Annotated in this window: 17 protein-coding genes and 1 pseudogene; 6 read left to right on the top strand and 12 right to left on the bottom strand. The window is 68.3% G+C overall.

All coding sequences use genetic code 11. The features are described 5' to 3' along the window. Window positions 1–57: 57 nt before the first annotated feature. Window positions 58–603 carry a GNAT family N-acetyltransferase gene (locus ACYQ5L_RS35005; protein ID WP_459962484.1) on the bottom strand — a complete coding sequence of 182 codons (546 nt, stop codon included), beginning with the start codon at window positions 601–603 and terminating at the stop codon, window positions 58–60. A gap of 245 nt (window positions 604–848) precedes the next feature. Here ACYQ5L_RS35005 and ACYQ5L_RS35000 point away from each other — a divergent pair. Continuing rightward, window positions 849–1,109, top strand: a pseudogene (locus ACYQ5L_RS35000) (hypothetical protein); the annotation flags it as partial. A 258-nt stretch (window positions 1,110–1,367) separates the two neighbouring features. After that, complete coding sequence (locus ACYQ5L_RS34995; RefSeq protein ID WP_459963692.1) at window positions 1,368–2,267, top strand: vanadium-dependent haloperoxidase; 900 nt, start codon at window positions 1,368–1,370, stop codon at window positions 2,265–2,267. Between the two features lie 14 nt (window positions 2,268–2,281). Here the strand turns inward: ACYQ5L_RS34995 and ACYQ5L_RS34990 are convergent, their stop codons facing one another. Beyond that, on the bottom strand, window positions 2,282–3,415 hold the full coding sequence (locus ACYQ5L_RS34990) for a GDSL-type esterase/lipase family protein (RefSeq protein WP_459962483.1): 1,134 nt from the start codon (window positions 3,413–3,415) through the stop codon (window positions 2,282–2,284). Window positions 3,416–3,525: 110 nt separating this feature from the next. Between ACYQ5L_RS34990 and ACYQ5L_RS34985 the strand changes: the two genes are divergently transcribed. Next, on the top strand, window positions 3,526–3,999 hold the full coding sequence (locus tag ACYQ5L_RS34985) for a MarR family winged helix-turn-helix transcriptional regulator (protein WP_459962482.1): 474 nt from the start codon (window positions 3,526–3,528) through the stop codon (window positions 3,997–3,999). Between the two features lies 1 nt (window position 4,000). On the opposite strand, the gene ACYQ5L_RS34980 is transcribed toward ACYQ5L_RS34985, so the two are convergent. Then, complete coding sequence (locus ACYQ5L_RS34980) at window positions 4,001–4,951, bottom strand: helix-turn-helix transcriptional regulator (protein ID WP_459962481.1); 951 nt, start codon at window positions 4,949–4,951, stop codon at window positions 4,001–4,003. Between the two features lie 63 nt (window positions 4,952–5,014). On the opposite strand from ACYQ5L_RS34980, the gene ACYQ5L_RS34975 reads away from it, so the two are divergent. Further along, a complete protein-coding gene (locus tag ACYQ5L_RS34975; protein WP_459962480.1) occupies window positions 5,015–6,175 on the top strand; it encodes an epoxide hydrolase family protein in 1,161 nt (386 codons plus the stop codon). A gap of 1 nt (window position 6,176) precedes the next feature. Here ACYQ5L_RS34975 and atzF read toward each other — a convergent pair whose 3' ends face one another. From atzF to ACYQ5L_RS34950, 5 genes are all read right to left on the bottom strand, one after another. Further along, the gene (atzF, locus tag ACYQ5L_RS34970) at window positions 6,177–7,793 is read right to left on the bottom strand and encodes an allophanate hydrolase (protein ID WP_459962479.1); all 1,617 of its coding nucleotides are present in this window, start codon (window positions 7,791–7,793) and stop codon (window positions 6,177–6,179) included. Between the two features lie 214 nt (window positions 7,794–8,007). Beyond that, window positions 8,008–10,290 carry a 5-oxoprolinase/urea amidolyase family protein gene (locus ACYQ5L_RS34965; RefSeq protein ID WP_459962478.1) on the bottom strand — a complete coding sequence of 761 codons (2,283 nt, stop codon included), beginning with the start codon at window positions 10,288–10,290 and terminating at the stop codon, window positions 8,008–8,010. Continuing rightward, window positions 10,287–10,898, bottom strand: a complete 612-nt coding sequence (locus tag ACYQ5L_RS34960) for an urea amidolyase associated protein UAAP2 (protein ID WP_459962477.1) — start codon at window positions 10,896–10,898, stop codon at window positions 10,287–10,289. Before ACYQ5L_RS34960 ends, ACYQ5L_RS34965 begins: the two co-directional genes overlap by 4 nt. Continuing rightward, entirely contained in the window at window positions 10,895–11,644 is a 750-nt protein-coding gene (locus ACYQ5L_RS34955) for a DUF1989 domain-containing protein (protein ID WP_459962476.1), read from the bottom strand. Before ACYQ5L_RS34955 ends, ACYQ5L_RS34960 begins: the two co-directional genes overlap by 4 nt. 79 nt (window positions 11,645–11,723) lie before the next feature. Beyond that, complete coding sequence (locus ACYQ5L_RS34950; RefSeq protein ID WP_459962474.1) at window positions 11,724–13,253, bottom strand: amino acid permease; 1,530 nt, start codon at window positions 13,251–13,253, stop codon at window positions 11,724–11,726. A 213-nt stretch (window positions 13,254–13,466) separates the two neighbouring features. On the opposite strand from ACYQ5L_RS34950, the gene ACYQ5L_RS34945 reads away from it, so the two are divergent. Next, the gene (locus tag ACYQ5L_RS34945; protein ID WP_459962473.1) at window positions 13,467–14,120 is read left to right on the top strand and encodes a TetR/AcrR family transcriptional regulator; all 654 of its coding nucleotides are present in this window, start codon (window positions 13,467–13,469) and stop codon (window positions 14,118–14,120) included. Here ACYQ5L_RS34945 and ACYQ5L_RS34940 read toward each other — a convergent pair. Next, window positions 14,117–15,601, bottom strand: a complete 1,485-nt coding sequence (locus tag ACYQ5L_RS34940; RefSeq protein WP_459963638.1) for a TerD family protein — start codon at window positions 15,599–15,601, stop codon at window positions 14,117–14,119. The genes ACYQ5L_RS34945 and ACYQ5L_RS34940 overlap by 4 nt on opposite strands. An 86-nt stretch (window positions 15,602–15,687) precedes the next feature. Then, window positions 15,688–17,421 carry a thiamine pyrophosphate-dependent enzyme gene (locus ACYQ5L_RS34935; protein ID WP_459962472.1) on the bottom strand — a complete coding sequence of 578 codons (1,734 nt, stop codon included), beginning with the start codon at window positions 17,419–17,421 and terminating at the stop codon, window positions 15,688–15,690. 249 nt (window positions 17,422–17,670) lie between these two features. Here ACYQ5L_RS34935 and ACYQ5L_RS34930 point away from each other — a divergent pair, with 249 nt between their 5' ends. Beyond that, window positions 17,671–19,302, top strand: coding sequence for an MFS transporter (locus tag ACYQ5L_RS34930; RefSeq protein ID WP_459962471.1), 1,632 nt, complete (start codon window positions 17,671–17,673; stop codon window positions 19,300–19,302). A 5-nt stretch (window positions 19,303–19,307) separates the two neighbouring features. Here ACYQ5L_RS34930 and ACYQ5L_RS34925 read toward each other — a convergent pair whose 3' ends face one another. Both ACYQ5L_RS34925 and ACYQ5L_RS34920 read right to left on the bottom strand, forming a co-directional pair. After that, window positions 19,308–19,706, bottom strand: coding sequence for an NUDIX hydrolase (locus tag ACYQ5L_RS34925; protein WP_459962470.1), 399 nt, complete (start codon window positions 19,704–19,706; stop codon window positions 19,308–19,310). 31 nt (window positions 19,707–19,737) lie between these two features. Next, on the bottom strand, window positions 19,738–20,268 hold the full coding sequence (locus ACYQ5L_RS34920; RefSeq protein ID WP_459962468.1) for a hypothetical protein: 531 nt from the start codon (window positions 20,266–20,268) through the stop codon (window positions 19,738–19,740). Between the last annotated feature and the right edge of the window lie 263 nt (window positions 20,269–20,531).

Raw genomic sequence — 20,531 nt, 5'->3', positions numbered from 1 at the left:
GCGAACGTGCAGATGCCGGGGTTCCGAAGCGAACCCCGGCATCGATCACCACGAGTCCTATGCGGCGATGGCTGGTTCGGGCAGGTGCGCCGCGACCATCTCCGAGTCGACCTGCCAACCGAGTGTGCGGTACAGGTGACGTCCTTCAACGGTGCTGACCAGCACCGCAGTCGTTGCGCCATGAGCCGCGGCGACCGTACGTAGCCCGTCCATCACCACCCGCCCCAGCCCGCGCCGCCGATGATCCGGTTCGGTCACAACCTGATCCACCACCGCGGTAGCGCCGTGCACCGCGACCCGGCCACGCGCGGCGTGTGCACCGTCCTCCCGGCGAACCACGACCTCGTGAAATCCGCGCTCGGCCACGATTTCACTCGAATACCCTGCGGGCGCGGCGATTCGAGCGTCGCCGCCCGCGACCGGAACGCTCATCAAATACTCGGGGTCGCCGACCCTCCATGCCGAGTCCAACAGCGGCAGTACCTCATCCCGGCGCCCACAGACCTTGAGCCACGTCCCCGGCTCGGTCAGCGACTCCGCCCGCCGCCGCACCGACGCCGTCCCGGTCAGCACGAACCGCACCCGATGTCCGTGTTTCCCCACATCAATCCGAAATCCATCGGGCTCCGCCACCGGTTCCCCGGTATCCCTGCACAGCGACCATCCCCACACCCAGCCCTGTACACGTTCCTCAACCAGCTTCATAGCTTCGATATCTACCGGTGGCCACGGATGCTGTCATGCCCCGACTGCCATTCCTGGCTACTCACACCGAATGTGCGTGCACGGGCGGATTCAGGTAGTGGACTACTGGGGCCCGGAGCGGATTCGGCACGCAGGCTGGGGTTGTGGATCAAATACTGTATTGGAACGCGGTGGCGCTGGAGTCGGACCGCGTGGCGCACACCGAGATCAAACCCGTGGAGCGGGGGGTGCGTGGGCCGGTTGGGAGTTCGCGGGCGCTCGCTATCACGCATCTGGCTATGCATGATGCCTACTTCAGCATTATTGGTGCGACGCATGGGACTTGGCTGACGAATCCGCCGGTGGCGGCTAATGGGGCCGCGTTCGATGCCGCTATTGCGGTGGCCGCGCATACGACGTTGACAGCGTTGTATCCGGCGCAGACGGCGCGGTTGGATAAAGCCTTGCGGGAGGCCGGGTTGCATGGGCCCGGGACCGGGCGGGGCGGGGCGCACGGGCAGGCGGTGGGGGCGGCGGTGCTGAAGGCGCGGAAGGGGGATCCGGGGTTGGATGATCATGATTATGTGCCCGATGCGGGGGCGCCGAATCATCGGGCGGATCCGGTCAATTCGAAGCAGGGGTACTATGCGCCGCATTATGGGGCGCGGGCGCGGTGTTTTGCGGTGACCAGCAGGTATACCCTCGATCCGCCGCCCAAGGGGAATGATCCGCGGTATTTGGCGGCCTTGCGGGAGGTGCGGGGTAAGGGGATCGCGCCCGAAGCTGTTGTCGGGCTGCCCTCCGGGTTCACCGCGCGTACTGCGGACGAGACGTTGATCGGCGTTTATTGGGCCTATGACGGGGCCAAACAGCTGGGGACGCCGCCTCGGCTCTACAACCAGATCGTGCGTGAGATCGCCAGGGCTCGCGGTAATGACATCGGGCAGAATGCCCGGCTGTTCGCGCTGGTCAATGCGGGGCTCGCGGATGCCGGGATTCTGTGCTGGGACGACAAGTATCGGCACAATCTGTGGCGGCCGATTCTCGGGATACGCGAATACGATCCGTCCATGGGGCCGGATGCGAGCCCGGGGCACGGGCTCGATCCGGATTGCGATCCGTTCTGGCAGCCGTATGGGGCGCCGCGTAGCAATGAGATCGCCTTCAACTTCACCCCGCCTTTTCCGGCCTACCCGTCGGGGCATGCCACTTTCGGTGCGGCGGCATTGCAGATCGTGCGGCGCTTCTACGGCGTGCACGCCGACGGGCCCGACAATCTCACCGATGGAATGGGTTTCGTGTCCGAGGAACTCAATGGGAGCACGTCCGACAATTACGGCGTGGTGCGCAGCCGGCACAGCCGGAAGTTCCCGGGCGGGCTGTGGCAGATGATGGAGGAGAACGGTCGCAGCCGGGTATTCCTCGGTGTGCACTGGTCGTTCGACGCCTTCCTCGCCGATTCCTCGGGCGGGATGGATCTGTCGCAGAACATCGGCGGGGTGCGGCTCGGGCGGGATGTGGCCAATGATCTGTGGACGAACGGGTTGAAGCAGGCGGCGGGGGCCGGGCCCAGGCTGACCTGAACCCGGAGGACGGATCAGTGCAGGGCCGCGGCGACCACGGCGAGATCCACCGACTCGGCAATGGCGCGATGACCGTCGTCATTGAGATGCATGCCGTCACTGTCGAACTCGGGGCGGATGAAGTCCGGACGGTCCGGGTCCTCGACGGCGGCGGCGACATCGAAGACGGCGTCGAAGACATCGGTGGTGCGCAGCCAGGCATTGATCTCGCGGCGGACCGGAATGCCTTCGGCCACATTCAAACCCGGATAGGTGACCCCGGCGAACGGGCCGATGGTGTTGATGTAGATGGGCAGGCCCGCCGCATGCGCCGAGCGCGCCAGTTCGGTGTAGCCGGCGATCATGTCCGCGGCGGTCGCGGTGGTCTCGCCCAGGATCAGATCATTGATCCCGAAGTTGGCCCACACGGCCCGCACCCCGGGCACCGACAGCACATCCCGCTCGAACCGCGACAGCCCGTGCTCGCCGACCTGGTCGGTGAGCAAACGGTTGCCGCCGATGCCCTGATTCACCGCCCAGCCGTGTTCCAGCCGCTCATTGAGCCGATCCACCGACCGCCGGTTCGCGCCGTGCGTCGAACCGACCCCCTCGAACCAGGAGTCACCGAAGGCGACCAGCACCGGAGCCTCGCCGTCGACGAGGACGTCGATCCCGGTCAGGAAGAAACGCGAGGTGGTCTCCTCGGCGTCGGGCAGGGCAGCGTCGCCCGTCCGATCGCCGTCCACGATCCAGCCGGTCTCCACCGGCATGTGCGCGAACGCCGGAAACCCGGTCCGCTCCGGCAGATACAGGCTCACCGCCAGTTCCGCGCCCGCCGGCACCGCCAGCTCGATCGGATCGCTGACGATATCGCCGTATGCCGCGACCTCGGCCTGCGCGGCGCCGTCGAACAGCACCCGAGCATCGGTCTCGCGCACGATCGCGCTCCCCGCCGCGCGCACCGCGATGCGGACCGCGCCGAGCACCAGCTCCTCCGCCGAGTACCGATTCGTCAACCGCACCCGCAGCCGGGATCCGCCGCCCGCCACCCGCACGACCTGCCGAATCGTCTCGTCGCCGAAGCCACGCGGCTCCGCCAGCCGGATCTGCTCGGCCGGATTCACCAGCGGCGCACGGAAACCCGCCACCCACTGCTGCTGCGTCGTCATCGGAACCTCCATTTAGTTGCCATGAGGAATATTGCGATGACAAAAAGATACCCCATTTGTTCCGCGTGTCAACTATCCCCGGTGCAAACGATTGGTTTAGGCTGCTCGGCGTGGATCCCAAGCATCTCTTCGACGACCCCCGGCTCACCGCCGTCGGCATCCTCTTCGAGGCCCACGACGGCGTGGTCGCCCGCCTCGAACCCACCTGGAAGGACAACGGGCTCTCCGGTCTCGACCTGAACGCCCTGATGCGCCTGAGCCGTTCGCCCGGCCGCAAACTCCGCATGACCGATCTGGCCGTGCAGACCAGCCTCTCCACCAGCGGCGTCACCCGCCTGGTCGACCGCCTGGAACGCAACGGCTTCGTCCGCCGCGAACCCGATCCCAGCGACCGCCGCAGCTCCTACGCGGTCCTCACCGCGGCGGGCGCGACCCGGGTGGCCCGCATCCTGCCCGCCTATCTGGAGGGTGTGGAGCGCTGGTTCACCGGCCTGTTCACCCCCGCCCAGCTCGACGACCTCATTGCCGCGCTGCGCGTCGTCCGCGATACCACCAATCCCGAGGCCACCCACACCTCGGACTGACTCAGCGGGTGGCGCGGTCCAGCCGGACCGAGATCTCGCGGATGCGCTCGACGAGCTCCGGCGGCTCCTCGACGTGGAAGTCGAAGCCGAAAACGCCTAGATAGAAGGCGATTTCGTCGAGGGAGTTGGCGCCGGTGTGCAGGATGCAGCTGTGCTCGTCGACGGCCTCGATGGCGCCCACGGTGGGTGCGATGCGCTCGGCGGCCAGTTCGGCGGAGGTGTGCAGGGTGACGCGGGCCCGGTAGCGGTACGGAGCCGACGAGATGGCCTGGGACACAAAGGAGGCGAGATCCGTGGCCGGAGCCTCGCGCGGGGTGAAGCGCGGGCCGGTGGGAATCTTCGGGGTGAGCCGGTCCACCCGATAGGTACGCCAGTCCTCGCGATCCACATCCCAGGCGATGAGATACCAGCGGCGGCCGGTGTGGACGAGCTTGTGCGGTTCGGCGGTCCGGCGGCTGGAATCGCCGGTGTGCGTGCGGTAGTCGAACCGAAGCCGATGACGGTCGCGAATGGCCGCCGCGATGGCGGTGAGAGTTTCCGGATCGACCACCGGTCCGCCCGCGGGCATGGCGACCGTGGCCGATTGCAGCGCCGACACCCGGTGCCGCAGCCGGGACGGCAGGACCTGCTCGAGTTTGGCCAGGGCGCGCAGCGAACTCTCCTCGATACCCGCGATGGTCCCGCCCGCGGCGGTGCGCAGACCCATGGCCACGGCAATCGCCTCGTCGTCGTCCAGCAATAGCGGGGGCAGCTGCGCGCCCGCGCCCAGCCGATAGCCGGCCGCACCCGCGACGGCATGCACCGGATAGCCCAGATTGCGCAGCTTCTCGATATCGCGGCGCACGGTGCGGATATCGACGTCGAGGTGTTCGGCCAGGTCGGCGCCGGTCCAGTCGCGCGGGGTCTGCAACAGCGACAGCAGCTTCAGCAGTCGAGCCGAGGTTTCCAACACGAGAAATATTCTGCCGGAGAGCTAGGGCAGAAACCGTCCTAGGTGCTTCCTATCGTGAAAGTCATGAGCACTGAGATCACACCTTTCCGAATCGACATTCCCCAGCAGCAGCTCGATGACCTCCGCTCGCGGCTCGACGGTGCGCGCCTGCCCGCGCCGCTGCCCGGCGACGATTGGGACACCGGGGTGCCGGTGCACTGGCTGCGCGAGCTGGTGGACTACTGGCGCGACGAATACGACTGGCGGGCAGCGGAAGCGGAATTGAACCGCTATCCGCAATTCACCACCGAGATCGACGGGCAGCGCATCCACTTCCTGCATGTGCGCTCGCCCGAGGAGCACGCGACCCCGCTCCTGCTCACCCACGGCTGGCCCGGCTCGGTCGCCGAATTCCTGGATGTCATCGGACCGCTGTCCGATCCCCGGGCGCACGGCGGTGATCCCGCGGACGCCTTCCACCTGGTGATCCCCGCACTGCCCGGCTTCGGATTCTCCGGTCCGGTCAGCGATTCCGGGTGGACCATGGACCGGATCGGGCGGGCCTGGGCCGAACTCATGAACCGGCTCGGCTACGAACGCTACGGCGTCCAGGGCGGCGACCTCGGCGCGTCGGTGAGCCCGGAAGTGGCCCGCATCGTGCCGGATCGGGTGATCGGCGTGCACTGCAACGGGGGACCCGCGCCCATTCCGCGGGTGCCGCTGCCGGAGGACGAGTTCGCCCGGCTCACCGAGATCGAACAGGATCGAGTACGGCGCATCGAAGCCTTCATGCAGGAGGAGTTCGGCTATATCGCGATCCAGTCCACGCGCCCGCAGGCGCTGGCCTACGGGCTGGTGGACTCACCGGTCGGGCAGCTCGCCTGGATCATGGACAAGTTCCGGGAATGGACCTATCCGCGGAACGTCCTGCCGGACAAGATCATCGACCGGGACCGGCTGCTGACCAATGTGATGTTCTACTGGCTGACCGGCACCGCCGGATCGGCGGCCTATGTGGGCTACGCGCAGCGCGGGTCCGGTCCCTGGGGCCGGGAGCTGGTGAACTCCGGAGTGCCCACCGGCGTCATCGCCTTCGCGCACGATATCGGCATCCGGCGCTATGCCGAGACCGCCAACACCATCACCCACTGGGTGGACGCGGATCGCGGCGGGCACTTCGCGGCCATGGAGGAACCGGAGCTGCTGGTCGCCGATGTGCGGGAATTCTTCCGCTCACTGCGCTGAATCACACCGCCCCGGCCGCCAGCGCCGCCCGCCAGCCGCCGTATTCGCTGATGTCCTTGGCGGATTCGGCGGCCGCGCCGGCGGCGCTGAAACCGGTCCGCCAGCTGCCGTCCTCGAGTTCGACCGCGCCCAGCTGCATGGGCGCGGGCAGCGCGGCGAGGAAACGGCCGAGGGCGGCGGGGGAGAGGAACCAGCGTTCACCGGCGACGGAAACGCCTGTCTCGCCGTCGGATACGCGAGTGACGGCGGGCTTGGCCGGGATCGTGTCGAGCGCGCCGAGCCGGTACCGCGGCGAGGTTCGCACCGGACCGGCCCAGCGGGCGCCGAGCTCGATCAGCTGATGCTCCAGCGGCTGCCCGCGCAGATGCGCACCGAAGACGATGAGCTCTTGCATGGGAGCAACCTCCAGCGGCCAAGCCGATTCTTGCGAATCCGGCGGCCCGGCAATGAGAGCGGCCACATCGAAAGCCACGGCATCCTCGAAGGCGCGTGCCAGCACGGTGACGCCGAACCGGGCCTCACCCACCGTCCCGGCGGGAACCGCGACGGCGCACAGGTCGAACAGATTGCAGAAGTTGGTGTAGGTACCCAGGCGGGAATTGACCCCGATCGGATCGGCGGCCACCTCGGCAATCGTGGGGTGGCCGGGCACGGTGGGCGTGAGCAGCACATCCGCGCCCTCGAGACTTGCGAGAGCGAGCGCGCGCAACCGTTCCAGCTCGGCCAGGTCCGTAACCAGCTGGTGGGCGGGAATATCCCTGGCGGGGCGGATGATCGCACCCACGGTGGGATCGACCGCATCGGCCTGCGCATCGATGAATTCGCCTACAGCGGAGTACCTCTCGGCAACCAGAGCGCCGCCGTAGAGCAGCTCGGCAGCCGCCAGGAACGGCGCGGGATCGACCTCGACAATGCGCGCGCCTCGATCCCGCAGCCCGGCGACCGTCCGATCGAAGGCAGTGCGCCACTCCGTCTCCAGATCCGGCAACTCGCTGAAGACCGCCACTGCCGGCTGCGGCGGCGCAGCCAGCCGGGTATCCACAGGCCACGGCCGCCCCGGCGCACCCGCGGCCATCACTGCCATGGCGCGGCCCGCGAGTTCGAGATCGGCGGCGAAGACGGTCACGCAATCATAGGAACGACAAGCCGGAACCACCCCCGCCGTGGACACCACGCCCACCGTCGGCTTGATCCCGACAATGCCGTGCAATGCCGCCGGAACTCGACCGGATCCGGCGGTATCGGTGCCGATGGCGATATCGGCCTCGCCGCGTGCCACCGCCGCCGCGGACCCGGAACTCGAACCGCCCGAGACGAATCCGGGCCGCAGCGCATTCTCGACCACGCCGTATGGAGAGCGTGTGCCGACCAATCCGGTCGCGAACTGATCCAAGTTCGTCTTGCCCACCACCACCGCACCGGCTGCTCGCAATGCGGCGACCGCAGCCGCATCGTCCACCGGCGTGTACGCGTAATCCGGACAACCCGCGGTGGTTTGCGCGCCCGCGACGTCCACATTGTCCTTGACCGCCAGCCGCAATCCGGCGAGCGGCCCGGCCGCGGCCGTAATCTCCGCCGCCACCTCGTCCTCACTGCGTCGGTGAATCCACACGGTCATCGAAGCCCTCCTGAAGTTCTGTGACGGCCGACAAGGTCGCCGCCGTTGCGCCGCCGCCGTTGCGTCCTGCCCATTACTCTGCGGTTCGTCACGGTGCCTCTCACTCCGAGCCCGCACGTGGTTGCGGGCTGGTTCCACCGTGCCGGTCCCGCCGCCGTCCCGCCCGGCAGGCGGCGGCCGGCAGGTGCGAGGCGGATGCCCTCATGGTCGGCTCTCACGTCGCCCGCGCCGCGAACTCGCCTGCCGCACGCCATGATTCGCGCTCGGCCGCGAACGACACGGCTTGCCGGGACCGGAATTCGGCGATCGAATCGGCGTTCTCGGCAAGGAAGCCGCGATAGTCGGCGAGCCGGAACTCGCCGTCCTCGGCCTGGAGCTCACCGCGTCCGGTGGCGAAGTCGGCGCGCATATCCGTGAGCTCTTCCGTGCTCACCGGGTACCAGCTGATCCGGTCGAAATAGCGCAGCAGCCAGGGATCTTCGCCGAGCCCGGACGAGGCGTGGTTCCACACCTGGGTGGTGCGGCCGACGAACTGGTAGCCGCCGGGCCCCTCCATGCCGTAGATGCACAGGTATGCCCCGCCGATGCCGACCGCGTTCTCCGGGGTCCAGGTGCGCGCCGGGTTGTACTTGGTGGTGACCAGGCGATGTCGCGGATCGGTCGGGGTGGCGACCGGTGCGCCCAGGTAGACATCGCCGAGCCCGAGCACCAGATACTCGGCGGCGAACAGGATGTCGAAAACATCGTCTACCGAGGACAATCCGTTCATCCGACGGATGAACTCGATATTCCACGGGCACCACGGGGCATCGGCGCGCACGCCGTGCATATAGCGGGTGATCGCCTCGCGCGTGGACGGGTCGTCCCAGGACAGCGGCATGCGCACGGTACGACTGGGCACCACCAGTTCATCGGCCGACGGCAGCTCCGACTCCACCTCACCCAGCAGATCGAGCAGCTTTCCGGTGGAAAGCCGATCCGGATCGGTGCGCACCTGCAAGGAGCGCACACCCGGAGTCAGCTCGGTGACACCCGGCTCGGAGCGCTCCAACAGCGCCTGGTGCAGGGCGTGTACGCGCGCCCGCAACTCCAGATCCAAAGTCATATCGCCGTACTCGATGAGCACGCCGTCATTGCCCGCCCGCCGATAGGTGACCGCGGTATCCGCGCCGTCGCGACGGCCCAGCACTCCGTCGTCCCCATCGCCGCCGGAGGACAGCACCATGGGGAACGACGCCCGGCGCGCGGCCCCCACTGCCCGCAGCGAGGCCGCCCGCTCGGCCCGCACCGGCACGAACCGCACCGAATCACCGGGAGCCAGCTGCCCCAGCTTCCAGCGATCCGCCGCCACCACCGTGACCGGGCACACGAATCCGCCCAGACTGGGCCCATCCGGCCCGAGCAGAATCGGCGTATCCCCGGTGAAATCCAGCGCCCCAACGGAATACGCCGTGTCATGGATATTCGACGGATGCAGCCCGGCCTCACCGCCGTCCGCGCGCGCCCACTGCGGCTGCGGCCCGATCAACCGCACACCGGTCCGATCGGAGTTGAAATGCACCTCGTAATCCGTGCCGATGACGGTCTCGAAATCACCGCGCGTGAAGAACTCCGGCGCACCATGCGGCCCCTCCGTCACGGCGAGCTCCCACTGCCGGGTCAGCACCGGCTGGTCGTCTCCGGTTATCCCCGCCGTCACCTTCCCCGGTACACCCAGGGCCAGCACATCATCCGCGCGCAACGCCCGGCCGCTGCCGCCGCCGAACTTGCCGAGCGTGAAAGTCGAACGGCTGCCGAGATATTCGGGCACATCGATCCCACCGGCAATGAGGATGTAGCACCGCATCCCGGGCCCCCGCACCGCGCCGACATCGAGAACACCCCCCGCGGGCACGAGCACACTCCGCCACTGCCGCACCGGTTTCCCGTTCACCGTCACCGGCGCCGGTGCACCGGTGACACACACCCACGTCGCGCTCTCGAACCGCAGCGAGGGCCCACCCAGCGTGCACTCCAAGCCGGCCGCCCCCTCGGCATTCCCGAGCGCCCGATTCCCCAGCCGGAACGACAGATCATCCATCGGCCCCGACGGCGGCACCCCCACATGCCAATACCCCACCCGCCCGGGCCAATCCTGCACGGTCGTCTGCACACCCGGCCGCACGACCGTGACGGTGGCCGAGTCGACTGCCGCGCCCGGCGGTGCGGCGCGCTCCGATGCGATGCCCGGCAGATCGACGCGGCCGTCCAGGACAGCGCCGTCACCCCGGTCGTTGTCGCGGCCGTCGCCCCTACCGCCCGGAGCAGCGGTAGCGGCAGCGACCGAGGGGATTTCGGCCGTATCTCTCTGCGCCGGGCTATCGCTGCTGCCGTGGGCCGACTCGGCCGCGCTATGGTCCAGAGCCGCGGCTGAAGGCTCTGCCGCAGCCCCGGACAGCGCCGCCGTGTCGCCGGCGGTGGGTGTGCTCTGAGCGCCGTGGGACAGTGCGGCTGTCATCGGGTGACCACCATGCGGATGGGGGTGGGGTTGAAGCCGTTGCAGGGGTTGTTGATCTGGGGGCAGTTGGAGATGAGGACGAGGGTGTCGGTTTCGGCGCGGAGGGTGATCTTCTTGCCGGGGGCGGAGCGGCCGTCGACTATGCCGAGGGTGCCGTCGGGTTCCACGGGGACGTTCATGAACCAGTTGATATTGGAGACCAGATCGCGTTTGCCCAGGCCCCATTTCATGCCTTCGGCCAGGAAATTCTCCACGCAGGCGTGCTGGTGGCGGGTGTGGTGGCCGTAGCGGAGGGTGTTGGATTCCTGGGAGCAGGCGCCGGCGACGGTGTCGTGGTTGCCGACTTCGTCGGCGACGACCGTCATGAGGGGGGTTCCGGTGTCGGTGAGCAGGATGCTGCCGGTGGTGAGGAAGATATTGCGTTGGGCGGTGATGGTGGCCTGGGCGCTGTAGCGGTCGGTGTGGTCGGCGGCCGAGTAGAGCAGGCAGTCCACCGCCTGATTGCCGTGCAGGTCGATGATCTCCAACTGCTCACCGGCGTGCACCACGGCCGACCAGGGCGCGCGGGCGGGGACCGTTTCGTCGCGGACGACGGTGCGGGTGATCATGCGAGGGCCTCCAGAGTGCGGGCGTGCCAGTCGGTTTCGGTGTTCTCCACCGCGCGCAGGTATTCCGGATCGGTGTTGTGCTCGAGGGCGAGGTCGCCGGGGGCGGACCAGGCCACCACGTCCAGAGCGGAGACGGGGATGGGATCGAGCGGGTGTTCGGCATTGGCGATGAGCAGGGTGACCGGCAGATGGACGAGCAGGTCGACCGTGCCGCCGGGGCCGGAGCTGCCGGTCGCGGTGAGACCGCCGTCCGGCTCTACCCGCACGCCGCGGAAGAACGAGACGGTCGGGCCGATATCGCGGGGTTCCAAGCCCTGTTTGGCGCCGGCCATACGCAGTTGCTGACGGGCAATATCCGAAGGGCCGCAGAGGGTGTCGTGGTGTGTGGACGAATCCTCGACGACGGTGGCGAGGATGCGGCCTTGATCGGAGAGCAGGGGGTGGCCCTTGCCCAGGTAGGCCTGCCAGGGCACCTTCACGGTGTCGGCCACATTGAGTCGCTCCCATGGGGATCCGGCCCGCAGGAGCAGCAGGTGCGCACAAGCCGCGCCGTCAGGATCCGACAGCCGGACCCGAGTGCCCCGGGTGAGCACCACATTCGCGTATCCACCCGCCGGAATACGCTGTGCGAAAACGACTCTCGCGGCGCTTATATCCTCCGGAAGCACGGGCCCACTGATGGTCGCGGCCGCTGCCTGCGATCTCGCGTGCGCCCGTGCGCCACTGGTGTCGGCGGTGTTCGTCATCGAAACTCCTTCCGAATGCCGCGAACTGCGGCGGCTGAGATGGGTGGTGTCGTGCCCGTCCGGGTGGTCGGGTGGCGGCTCAGGCGGTTCGAACGGCTGGTTCGGCGCCGGGCAGCGGGCGGGCCGGGGTCACCGCGCGGTAGACCAGCGCGCCGATCACCACGGTCAGCAGCACGAACAGCGGTGCGGCCCAGAGCATCCACCAGCCGCCGCCCGCGGGGGTGTAGATCTCCGTGCGCGGCCAGGCCAGGTTGATCGCCATGGCGAAGCCCCACAGCACGGCCCCGATATTGACCGGAATGCCCCAGCGGCCCAGGCTGAACAGCGGTGTCCCGTCGGTATCGGTCTCGGCGAAACCGGTGGTGCCCTTGATCCGGCGGATCAGCAGCGGCGTCGTCACCAGCGCGTAGGCCAGGTAGATCGTCACGATGCAGACGCTGGCCAGCGTGGCGAAGATGGCGGCATTGCCGAGGTTGACCGCGAGCAGCCCGATTCCGGCCACGCCGATCACCACGGCCGGCAGCACCGGGGTTCCGTAGCGCGGGTGCACCGCCGACAGTTGGTTGCCGAACGGCAGCCTGCCATCGCGGGCCATGGAGAACATGAGCCGCGAGCCCGCCGTCTGAATCGCCAGGGTGCACACCGTGACCGCCACCGCGACACAGGCCAGCACGACCTTCCCGGCCGTGGTGCCGAGCTTGGCATTGATGACGTAGGCCAGGCCCTCGGTGGCCAGCGCGCCATCGGACAGGCTCGGCGCGGCCATGAGCGCACCCAGCAGGATCAGCCCGCCGCCCAGCGCCGAGACGCTCAGCGCGCTGAGAATGGTGCGCGGCGCGACCTGCCGCGGATTCCTGGTCTCCTCGGAAAGCTCTCCGGCGGAATTGAATCCGACCATCACATAGGCCGCCATCAACCCGGACACCAGGAATGCCGCCCAATACGCCCCGGGCACGGCCTGATCGGTCTGCAGCACCACGGCCGGCCCGCGCTCGGCGCCGCTGAAGAACAGCGCGATCACCGCGGCCACGCCGACGATCTCGATGGTCACGCCAATGGAGTTGATCTTCGACATGATGTCGATGCCGATCACATTGATGGTGGTGGTGAACGCCAGCAGGATGCTGCCCAGCAGCACCGCGTTCGAGGCCCCGTCCCGCGAGGTCAGCGCGGTATCGGTGCCGATGATCTGGAACCCGCTCCAGATGGACGGCAGCACGACCTGCAGCGCGATGGCGGCCGCCGCGGCGGTGACGATCTGCGCGATGATCATCATCCAGCCCGCGAACCAGCCCACCGCCTCCCCGCCGAGGCGGCGCGCCCACTGGTAGATGGCGCCCGAAATCGGGTACCGCGCGGCCAGTTCCGCGAAGTTCAAGGCCACCAGCAGCTGGCCGAGGAACACCAGCGGCCAGGTCCAGAAGAACGCGGCGCCGCCGAAAGAGTAACCGAGAGCGAAGAACTGGAAGATCGTGGTGAGGATGGAGACGAAGGAGAAACCGGCCGCGAAGGAGGCGAAGCGGCCCAGTTTGCGGTGCAGGACGGGTTGATAGCCGAAGCGGGCCAGATCGTTCCCATCGGCGGTGACGTCGGGGGCAGAGGCAACCATGGCGAATCTTTCGCGAGGATGAATATCTATCGACTGAAAGTTTTGCTGGCACGATCGCCCGGGCGGTGACGCCCGTGTATCCGTCTGGTGGCCGGGCGTAACTTCTGCATTGCCGGAGTTTCTATCGAGTGACAGAAACCTCACGGTAGCGCCGACGCCGCTGTGACCAGCGCGGTTGGTAGGCCCCCGCGGTCGGTAGGACAGAATGAAGCCGTGACCCAAGTCGGACCCGGACGTCCCCGCCTCGAACCCCGCCGCCGCGCGGGCCAGACGCCGCGGGCCGAGATTCTCGACGCCGCCGCCGAACTGTTCACCGAGAAGGGCTACGGCAGCACCTCGACGCGCATGATCGCGGACGCGGTGGGCATCCGGCAGGCGTCGCTGTACCACCACTTCGGGGCGAAGGACGATATCCTCGACGCGCTGCTCGGCGGAACCGTCGGCGCGCCATTGGAATTGGCGGAGCGACTGGATAGGCTCGCGGATCCCGCGGCGGTGCGGCTGTACGCATTGGCCTGGTTCGACGTCAGCCAGCTCTGCGATGCGCGCTGGAATCTGGGCGCGCTCTACCTGCTGCCGGAGCTGCGCACCGAGCGCTTCGCGAAATTCCGGGAACAGCGCGACGAGCTGCGCCGGCACTACGAGACGCTGGCGGCTGCGGTGATCGCCGAGGCGGGGAACAATGCCGTGCCGGGCGCCGAACTGATGCCGTTCCGGCTGGTCGAATCCGTGATCAATATCCGGTCCGACGAAGGGGCCGCGCCGGAGTACGCCGAACGGCTGATTCCCGACGCGATGCTGCGGCTGCTCGGGTGGCAGGGAGACCTGGACCGGACCCGGGCAGCCGCACTCGCGCTCGTCCCTTAGGACTTGCCTTTCGACGTGCCCCACTTCAGATCCCAGCGGTAGGCCTGATCCACGGCCAGCTTGCCCCAGTAGCGGTGCCCGTCCGGCGGCCGCACGAAGACGCCCTCGCGCCGCACCACCAGCTCACCATTGATGTTCTCGATGAGCGCCAGCACCATCTCGCGCGAATCGTCCACGCAGCCGCTCACTTCCATTTCGATGGGCGGCGAATTGCGCGGGTAGAGCGTGGCGGTGGCGTGCACGCCGCGGAAGTCCTGCGCGCCCTCGTAGAGCGAGGCGAAGACCAGGATGCGCTTGAACTTCGCGGTGTGATCGAGGTTGATGGACAGGTTCTCGCCCGCCGCGCTCGCGCCGGTGCGGTCGTCCTGATCCAGCTCGATGAACGGGGCGCGATGCAGATTGCCGAAGGTATCGAGGGGGCTGATGCTGCCCTTGGTGCCGTCGCTGAGTTCCCAGAAGCAGCACAGGTCCAGATCCAGACCGCCATTGCCGCCGCGCTTGCGGCCGAACAGGCCGTGCGAGGCGCCGGGCACCGACCAGTTCAGGTTGACGCGCATGATGCCGCCGGTCGCGCCCTGCTTGGTCAGCGAGACCGAGGGGGCTTCCTTGGTCAGCGAGATCTTGCCCAGATTGACCGGCGGATTGGACGCCGGCGGAGGAGTCTGCTGGAACGGCTGCGGCGGAACCTGATTCGGGACCTGCTGATAGGGCTGCGGCGGCATGGGCGGCTGCTGGTAGCCCTGCTGCGGCGGGTATCCCGGCGGAGGCGGCGGCGGGTAGCCGCCCTGGTTGTACTGGCCGGGCGGCGGCGCATACCCGGGCGGGGGCGCGTACTGGCCCGGCGGAGTCTGATACGGCTGGCCCTGCGGCGGCGCGAACTGCTGCTGCGGGGGCGGGGTGTAGCCCTGCGGCGGAGCGTAATTCGGCTGTGGCGGCGCGGTGTGCGACGGTTGCGGGGGCGCGGACTGCGCCGGGGCGTCGTCGACGGTGATGCCGAAATCGGTTGCCAGCCCGGCTAATCCGGAGGCATAGCCCTGACCGACCGCGCGGAACTTCCAGGCCCCCTGGCGGCGATACAGCTCACCGAGCACGTACGCGGTCTCCGAACTCGCGTCGGTGGGATCGAAGCGCGCCAGCTCGGCACCGGAATGCGCGTCCAGCACGCGCACATGCAGCCCGCGGAACTGGGCGAAGGTGCCGCCGTCCGCGGACGCCGCGATGACGATGGTCTCGATCTGCGGTTCCACCTGCGCCAGCTGCACCGACAGCGCGTCGACGACCTGCGGCCCCTGCCGCTTGCCCTCGTGCCGCACCGCGCCCGAGGCATGCGCCGGCTGGTTGTAGAAGACGAAATCCGCGTCCGACCGAACCCTGCCGTTGACCAGCAGCAGCGCCGACGCATCGGCATCCGGACCTGATTGCCACCCCAGTTCTACCCGGACCGCAGACGCCGCTACCGGTACGTTGGAACCCTTCATCATCGACACGCACACAAACGTAACCGATTCGGACACCCGCTGTCTGCGGGCTGCACGCGGAACCGGAACGGGCCGGGTCACCCGCGCGATCAGAGCAAACGCACGTTGTGCGTGATGTTCTTCAGCACGCTGTGGCCGTCACCTTCCATGAGCTGCTTGGCTTGGCTGAGCGTGAAGCCCACCACGGTCTCCGCCTCCACATGCTCGGGCAGTGCCAGCGCGTAGCTGTCCACCAGGACGTCGAGCACGACCGGTCCGGAGCGGTGCGAGAGCGCGGCGCGCACCGCGTCCCGCAGCTCACCGGGCTCCTCCACGCGAATGCCCTTGGCGCCCATGGCCTCGGCCACCTTGCCGAAATCAGGGTTCCGGAAATCGGTGCCGTAGGGGACGAAACCCGCCTCCTGCTGCTCGATGTGCACGAAATCCAAGCTGCTGTTGTTGAGGACGACCATGACGCACGGCGTCCGGCGCTGCACCTGGGTGAGCAGATCGCCCAGCCCGAGCATGGTGAATCCGCCGTCCCCGCACAGCGCGATGGTCTGGCGGCCGGGCATGGCCAATTGCGCGCCGAAGGCATTGGGCGCGGCATTGGCCATGGACGCCCAGGAGAACGAGCCGAACAGGCGGCGGTTGGGTCCGTAGTGGATATGGTGCGAGGCCCAGATCACGGCAGTGCCGGTATCGGCGAAGAAGAGGGCGTCGTCATCGGCCTCCTCGTCGAGAATACTGGCCAGGTATTCGGGTCGAATCGGTTTCGTGGTCGGCCCCGCGTCCACGTAGTGCCGCATGCGCTTGGCGGAGCGCTCGCTGATCTTGCGGCATTTATCGAGGAAGGCGCTGTCGTCCTTGGGCTCGACCATGGGCAGCAGCGCGTCCAGGGTGGCCCCCACATCGCCGATGACGGCCAGCTCCAAGGGAATCCGGCGGCCCAGATGGCGCGGATTACGGTCGACCTGGATGACCCGGACCTTGCTGTGCGGCAGGAAGTTCGTGAACGGGAAGTCGGTGCCCAGCATCAGCAGCACATCGCATTTGTTCACCGCGTCCCAGCAGCCGCCGTAGCCGAGCAGGCCGGTCATGCCGACGGCATGGGGATTGTCGTGTTCGAGCCACTGCTTGCCCTTGAGCGAGAAGCCCACCGGGGCTTGGAGTTTGCGGGCGAGCTCGCGCACCTGCGCGCCCGCCGCCGCGCAGCCGTCGCCGCCGAAGATGGCGATCTTCTTGCCGGAGTCGATGAGCGCCGCCATGGTGCGCAGATCCCCATCGACGGCCGCCGCCGCGCGAGTGGCCGGAAGCGGAACGCGCAGCTGAATTTTCGGCGCCTCCTGGACGGCCACGTCACCGGGCAGCGCGATCACCGTCGGCCCGTGCTCGGCGAGCGCGATGGTGACCGCATTGCCGACCACATGGTGCAGCTGCCGCGGATTCACGATCCGGCCGATGTACTTCGCGGCCGTCTCGAAGAACCGGTACGGGTTGAGTTCCTCCAGGGCGCCGCTGTCCTGCAGCATCGTCTCGCTGTCGCCCGCGATGGCGATGATCGGCGCGCCCTCCTTGCGGGCGTCGAGCAGGCCGTTGATGAGGTGCGTGACGCCCGGCCCGGCGGTGCCGCACACCGCCACCGGGCGGCCGGTCAGCCTGGCGTCCGCGACCGCGGCGAAGACGCCGTACTCCTCGTGGCGCACGTGCACGAAATCAATGGAACCGTTGCGCCGCAGCGCGTCGATGGTGGGATTCAGCGCGTCGCCCACAATGCCGTAGCACCGCTGCACGCCCGCCGAGACCAGCATCTCCCACATGCCGTCAGCCACGTTCTTCGCCATCAGCGCTCCTCGTGAGTCGGGCGATGGGCCGATGCGTCAAGGGGGGGGCAAACAGTCAGCATCGGCGGAAATGAACGATTCGACGCGCCACGCCGAGGGTGGATCCTTCTCGGATACTACCGTCGGATCGCGGCATTCATGGCCCGGTCGTTGTAGGTCCGTGATCTTGAATCAGGTTTCGGTCGGTTGACCGTAGACTGATACAGGTTTGCGGCATATGTCTGGCTAACTTGCTGGCGGGAGTGACGAATGACCGACGCGGAGCTCGACCAGGCCCCCGAACCGGGGCGCAAGCGGTGGATCACGCTGGCCGTGCTGGCGCTCGGCCTGTCCATGGTGGTGCTCGACGGCACCATCGTCGCGGTCTCGCTGCCGGTCATCATTGCCGATCTCCAGCTGAATTTCACTCAGGCGCAATGGATCACCAGCGTCTACGCGGTCGTGCTGGCGGCGCTGCTGATCACCAGCGGGCGGCTGGGGGACCGGCTCGGGCGGCGCAATCTCTTCGCCCTTGGTGTGCTGATCTTCCTGGCGGGCAGCGTGCTCGCCGCCTCCGCCACCAGCGCCTGGCCGCTCATCTGGGGCCGCATCGTGCAGGGCGTCGGCGCGGCCGGGGTGATGCCCGGGACGCTCGCCACCATGAACGCCCTCTTCCGCGGGCGGGACCGGATCATCGCCTTCGCCATCTGGGGATCGGTCATCTCCGGCGTGGCGGCCATCGGGCCGCTGCTCGGCGGCTGGCTCACCACCTACTTCACCTGGCCGTGGATCTTCCTGGTCAATATTCCGCTCGGCGTGCTGGTGCTCATCGGGCTGTTCCTGTTCGTGCCGGAAACCCGCATGGGCAAGGCCGCGCCCGGACTCGACGTGGACGGATTCCTGCTCAGTGCGGCCGGTTTCGCGCTGCTGGTGTTCGCGCTCATCGAGGGCGCGACCTACGGGTGGTGGAAGCCGCTGCGGGAATTCCCCATGCCCGGATTCACCTGGTCGGCGGACGCGCCCGTCTCACCCATCCCCGTCTTCCTCGCACTCGGCGTGCTCGCGCTGGCGGTGTTCCTCCGCTGGGAGAGGCATCGGAAGCTCATCGGCAGATCGGCGTTGCTGGATCCGGCGCTGTTCGAGATCCCGAGTTTCCGGTGGGGCAACATCACCGCCTTCGCGGTGGCGCTGGGGGAATTCGGGCTGTTGTTCGTGCTGCCGCTGTTCATGGTCAATGTGCTCGGATTGTCCACGCTGGGAGCGGGTTACGTGCTGGCCGCCATGGCGGTGGGCGCGTTCGCCGCGGCCGGGATCGCCGAAGGGCTGGTGCGCAAACTCGGCCCGGTGCGGGTGGTGCAGCTCGGCCTCGCCCTCGAGGCGATCGCGATCGCGCTGGCCGCGCTGTTCGTCACCCCGCACATCTCCGGCTGGTGGCTGGCGCTACTGCTCGTCGGCTACGGCATCGGGCTGGGCATGGCCTCCGCGCAGCTGACCGGGACCGTGCTCGCCGATGTGCCCGCCGCCTTCTCCGGACAGGGCTCCGCCACCCAGAGCACCGTCCGGCAAGTCGGCGCGGCGTTCGGCACGGCTCTCATCGGTGCGCTGCTCTCGGTCGCCCTCGGCAACGATCTGCCCAAACGGCTGGACGAGGTGCGCGAACTCCCGGATCAGCCCGCGGACACCCTGGCCACCGCTACCCGGGAATCCGCGGGCGGGGCCATTTCCAGTCTGCGCGAACACGGTGTGGCCGAACCGGTCCTCGACGCGCTCTGCCGCGGCTTCACCGACGCCACCCGCACCACGCTGCTCGCCGCGGCGCTGTTCCTGCTGGTGGGCTTGGCGGCGGCCACTCGAATCCCCTATCGCCCGGGCACTGCCGTCAGCGAAACCGAGAACGGCTAGCCGGGCTATTCGTCGATGAGGTCGAGTTCGCGGAGGCGCTGGAAGACCAGCAGGGAGCCGGGGGCGACGTGGGGCATGGCCCGGTACTCGCCGAGGGTGAACCAGCGGATTTCGGCGATCTCGCCGGACGGGGCCGGGTCCGCGGTGAGTTCGCCGAGGAAAGCGGTCATGTGCAGGCGGGTGCCGGGAGCGTGGCCGTAGGCTTCGGCCTCGAAGACGCCGAGACGCGTGACCGCGGTGGCGCCCACGCCCAGTTCCTCGCGGATCTCCCGGTGCAGGGCGAGCTCGGGGGTTTCACCCGGGTCGATCTTGCCGCCCGCCATGTAGAAGACGTCCTTGCCGACCGGACGGGTCTGGAGCAGACGGCGATCGCGGACATGAGCCAGAGCAGCTGTGCGAATCACCCGGATCAGCCTAGAGATCGGCGGGGGCGGGTCAGCGGGCAGGTGGGGCCAGGCGCCAATGCTGTTGCAGGGCCTCGGCGATCTCGGGCAGGACGGTTACGGGGATGCGCTTCTGCCGGAGCATGGCCCGGATCTCGTTGACCTGCTCGCGCTTGCGATGGTCGTAGGCATTGGCGATGGGGCGGACCACCGGCGGAATGGACAAGAGCACCAGTTCGCCGTGCAACTCGTCGCCGCCGTTCAGATCCAGGGCCAGTGACCAGCGGGCCTTGTCGTCCAGCGCGAACCGGCCCGCCACCACTCGGTCCCATGCGATGGTGTCCGCGTGCCAGGGGGTTCGCCGGACGATCGAGCGGTCGGTCAGGACCACGCCATCGCGCCCGAACAGCAGCACCAGCAGCGCTACGCCTGCCGCGATCCCCAGCAGCAGCCCGGTGAACACCCGATTCAGGCCGAATACGCCGACAATCGCCACACAGATCAAACCCGCGACCAAGACCCCGGCCACCCCGTACCAGGCAGCCCGCCGCCCCGGGACCACACCGGCCCGCACCGTCGTCATACCGCCCGCACCGCCATTGAACTGCCTCCCGCTTCGTGCTGGGCGTCACCGTACCTGTTGGTGCGCTATGGCTCCAGCGCTGGCTGGGTGTGGCACCGACTGGACATGGTCGGCTGTTGAGAGGGAAGACGGTTGGTCTGATCGGGGACGCTCGTGGCTGTGTTTAATTTGCCTCCGCTTCGCTCCGGCGGGGTTCGGGGCCTGGAGGTCTCGATTTTTCCCTCCCTCCGCGCACGCCGGAGCTCCTCCGCTTCGCTCCCCCG

This window comes from Nocardia sp. IFM 10818 (assembly GCF_054655275.1).
This window is presented reverse-complemented; position numbering and strand designations above follow the sequence as displayed.

Excerpts from the sequence above, each read along its gene's own strand:
- atzF (WP_459962479.1), bottom strand. The coding sequence starts at position 7,793 with ATGACCGTGTGGATTCACCGACGCAGTGAGGACGAGGTGGCGGCGGAG.
- ACYQ5L_RS34940 (WP_459963638.1), bottom strand. The coding sequence starts at position 15,601 with ATGATGAAGGGTTCCAACGTACCGGTAGCGGCGTCTGCGGTCCGGGTA.
- ACYQ5L_RS34930 (WP_459962471.1), top strand. The coding sequence starts at position 17,671 with ATGACCGACGCGGAGCTCGACCAGGCCCCCGAACCGGGGCGCAAGCGG.
- ACYQ5L_RS34950 (WP_459962474.1), bottom strand. The coding sequence starts at position 13,253 with ATGGTTGCCTCTGCCCCCGACGTCACCGCCGATGGGAACGATCTGGCC.
- ACYQ5L_RS34975 (WP_459962480.1), top strand. The coding sequence starts at position 5,015 with ATGAGCACTGAGATCACACCTTTCCGAATCGACATTCCCCAGCAGCAG.
- ACYQ5L_RS34935 (WP_459962472.1), bottom strand. The coding sequence starts at position 17,421 with ATGGCGAAGAACGTGGCTGACGGCATGTGGGAGATGCTGGTCTCGGCG.
- ACYQ5L_RS34955 (WP_459962476.1), bottom strand. The coding sequence starts at position 11,644 with ATGACGAACACCGCCGACACCAGTGGCGCACGGGCGCACGCGAGATCG.
- ACYQ5L_RS34965 (WP_459962478.1), bottom strand. The coding sequence starts at position 10,290 with ATGACAGCCGCACTGTCCCACGGCGCTCAGAGCACACCCACCGCCGGC.
- ACYQ5L_RS34960 (WP_459962477.1), bottom strand. The coding sequence starts at position 10,898 with ATGATCACCCGCACCGTCGTCCGCGACGAAACGGTCCCCGCCCGCGCG.
- ACYQ5L_RS34990 (WP_459962483.1), bottom strand. The coding sequence starts at position 3,415 with ATGACGACGCAGCAGCAGTGGGTGGCGGGTTTCCGTGCGCCGCTGGTG.
- ACYQ5L_RS34920 (WP_459962468.1), bottom strand. The coding sequence starts at position 20,268 with ATGACGACGGTGCGGGCCGGTGTGGTCCCGGGGCGGCGGGCTGCCTGG.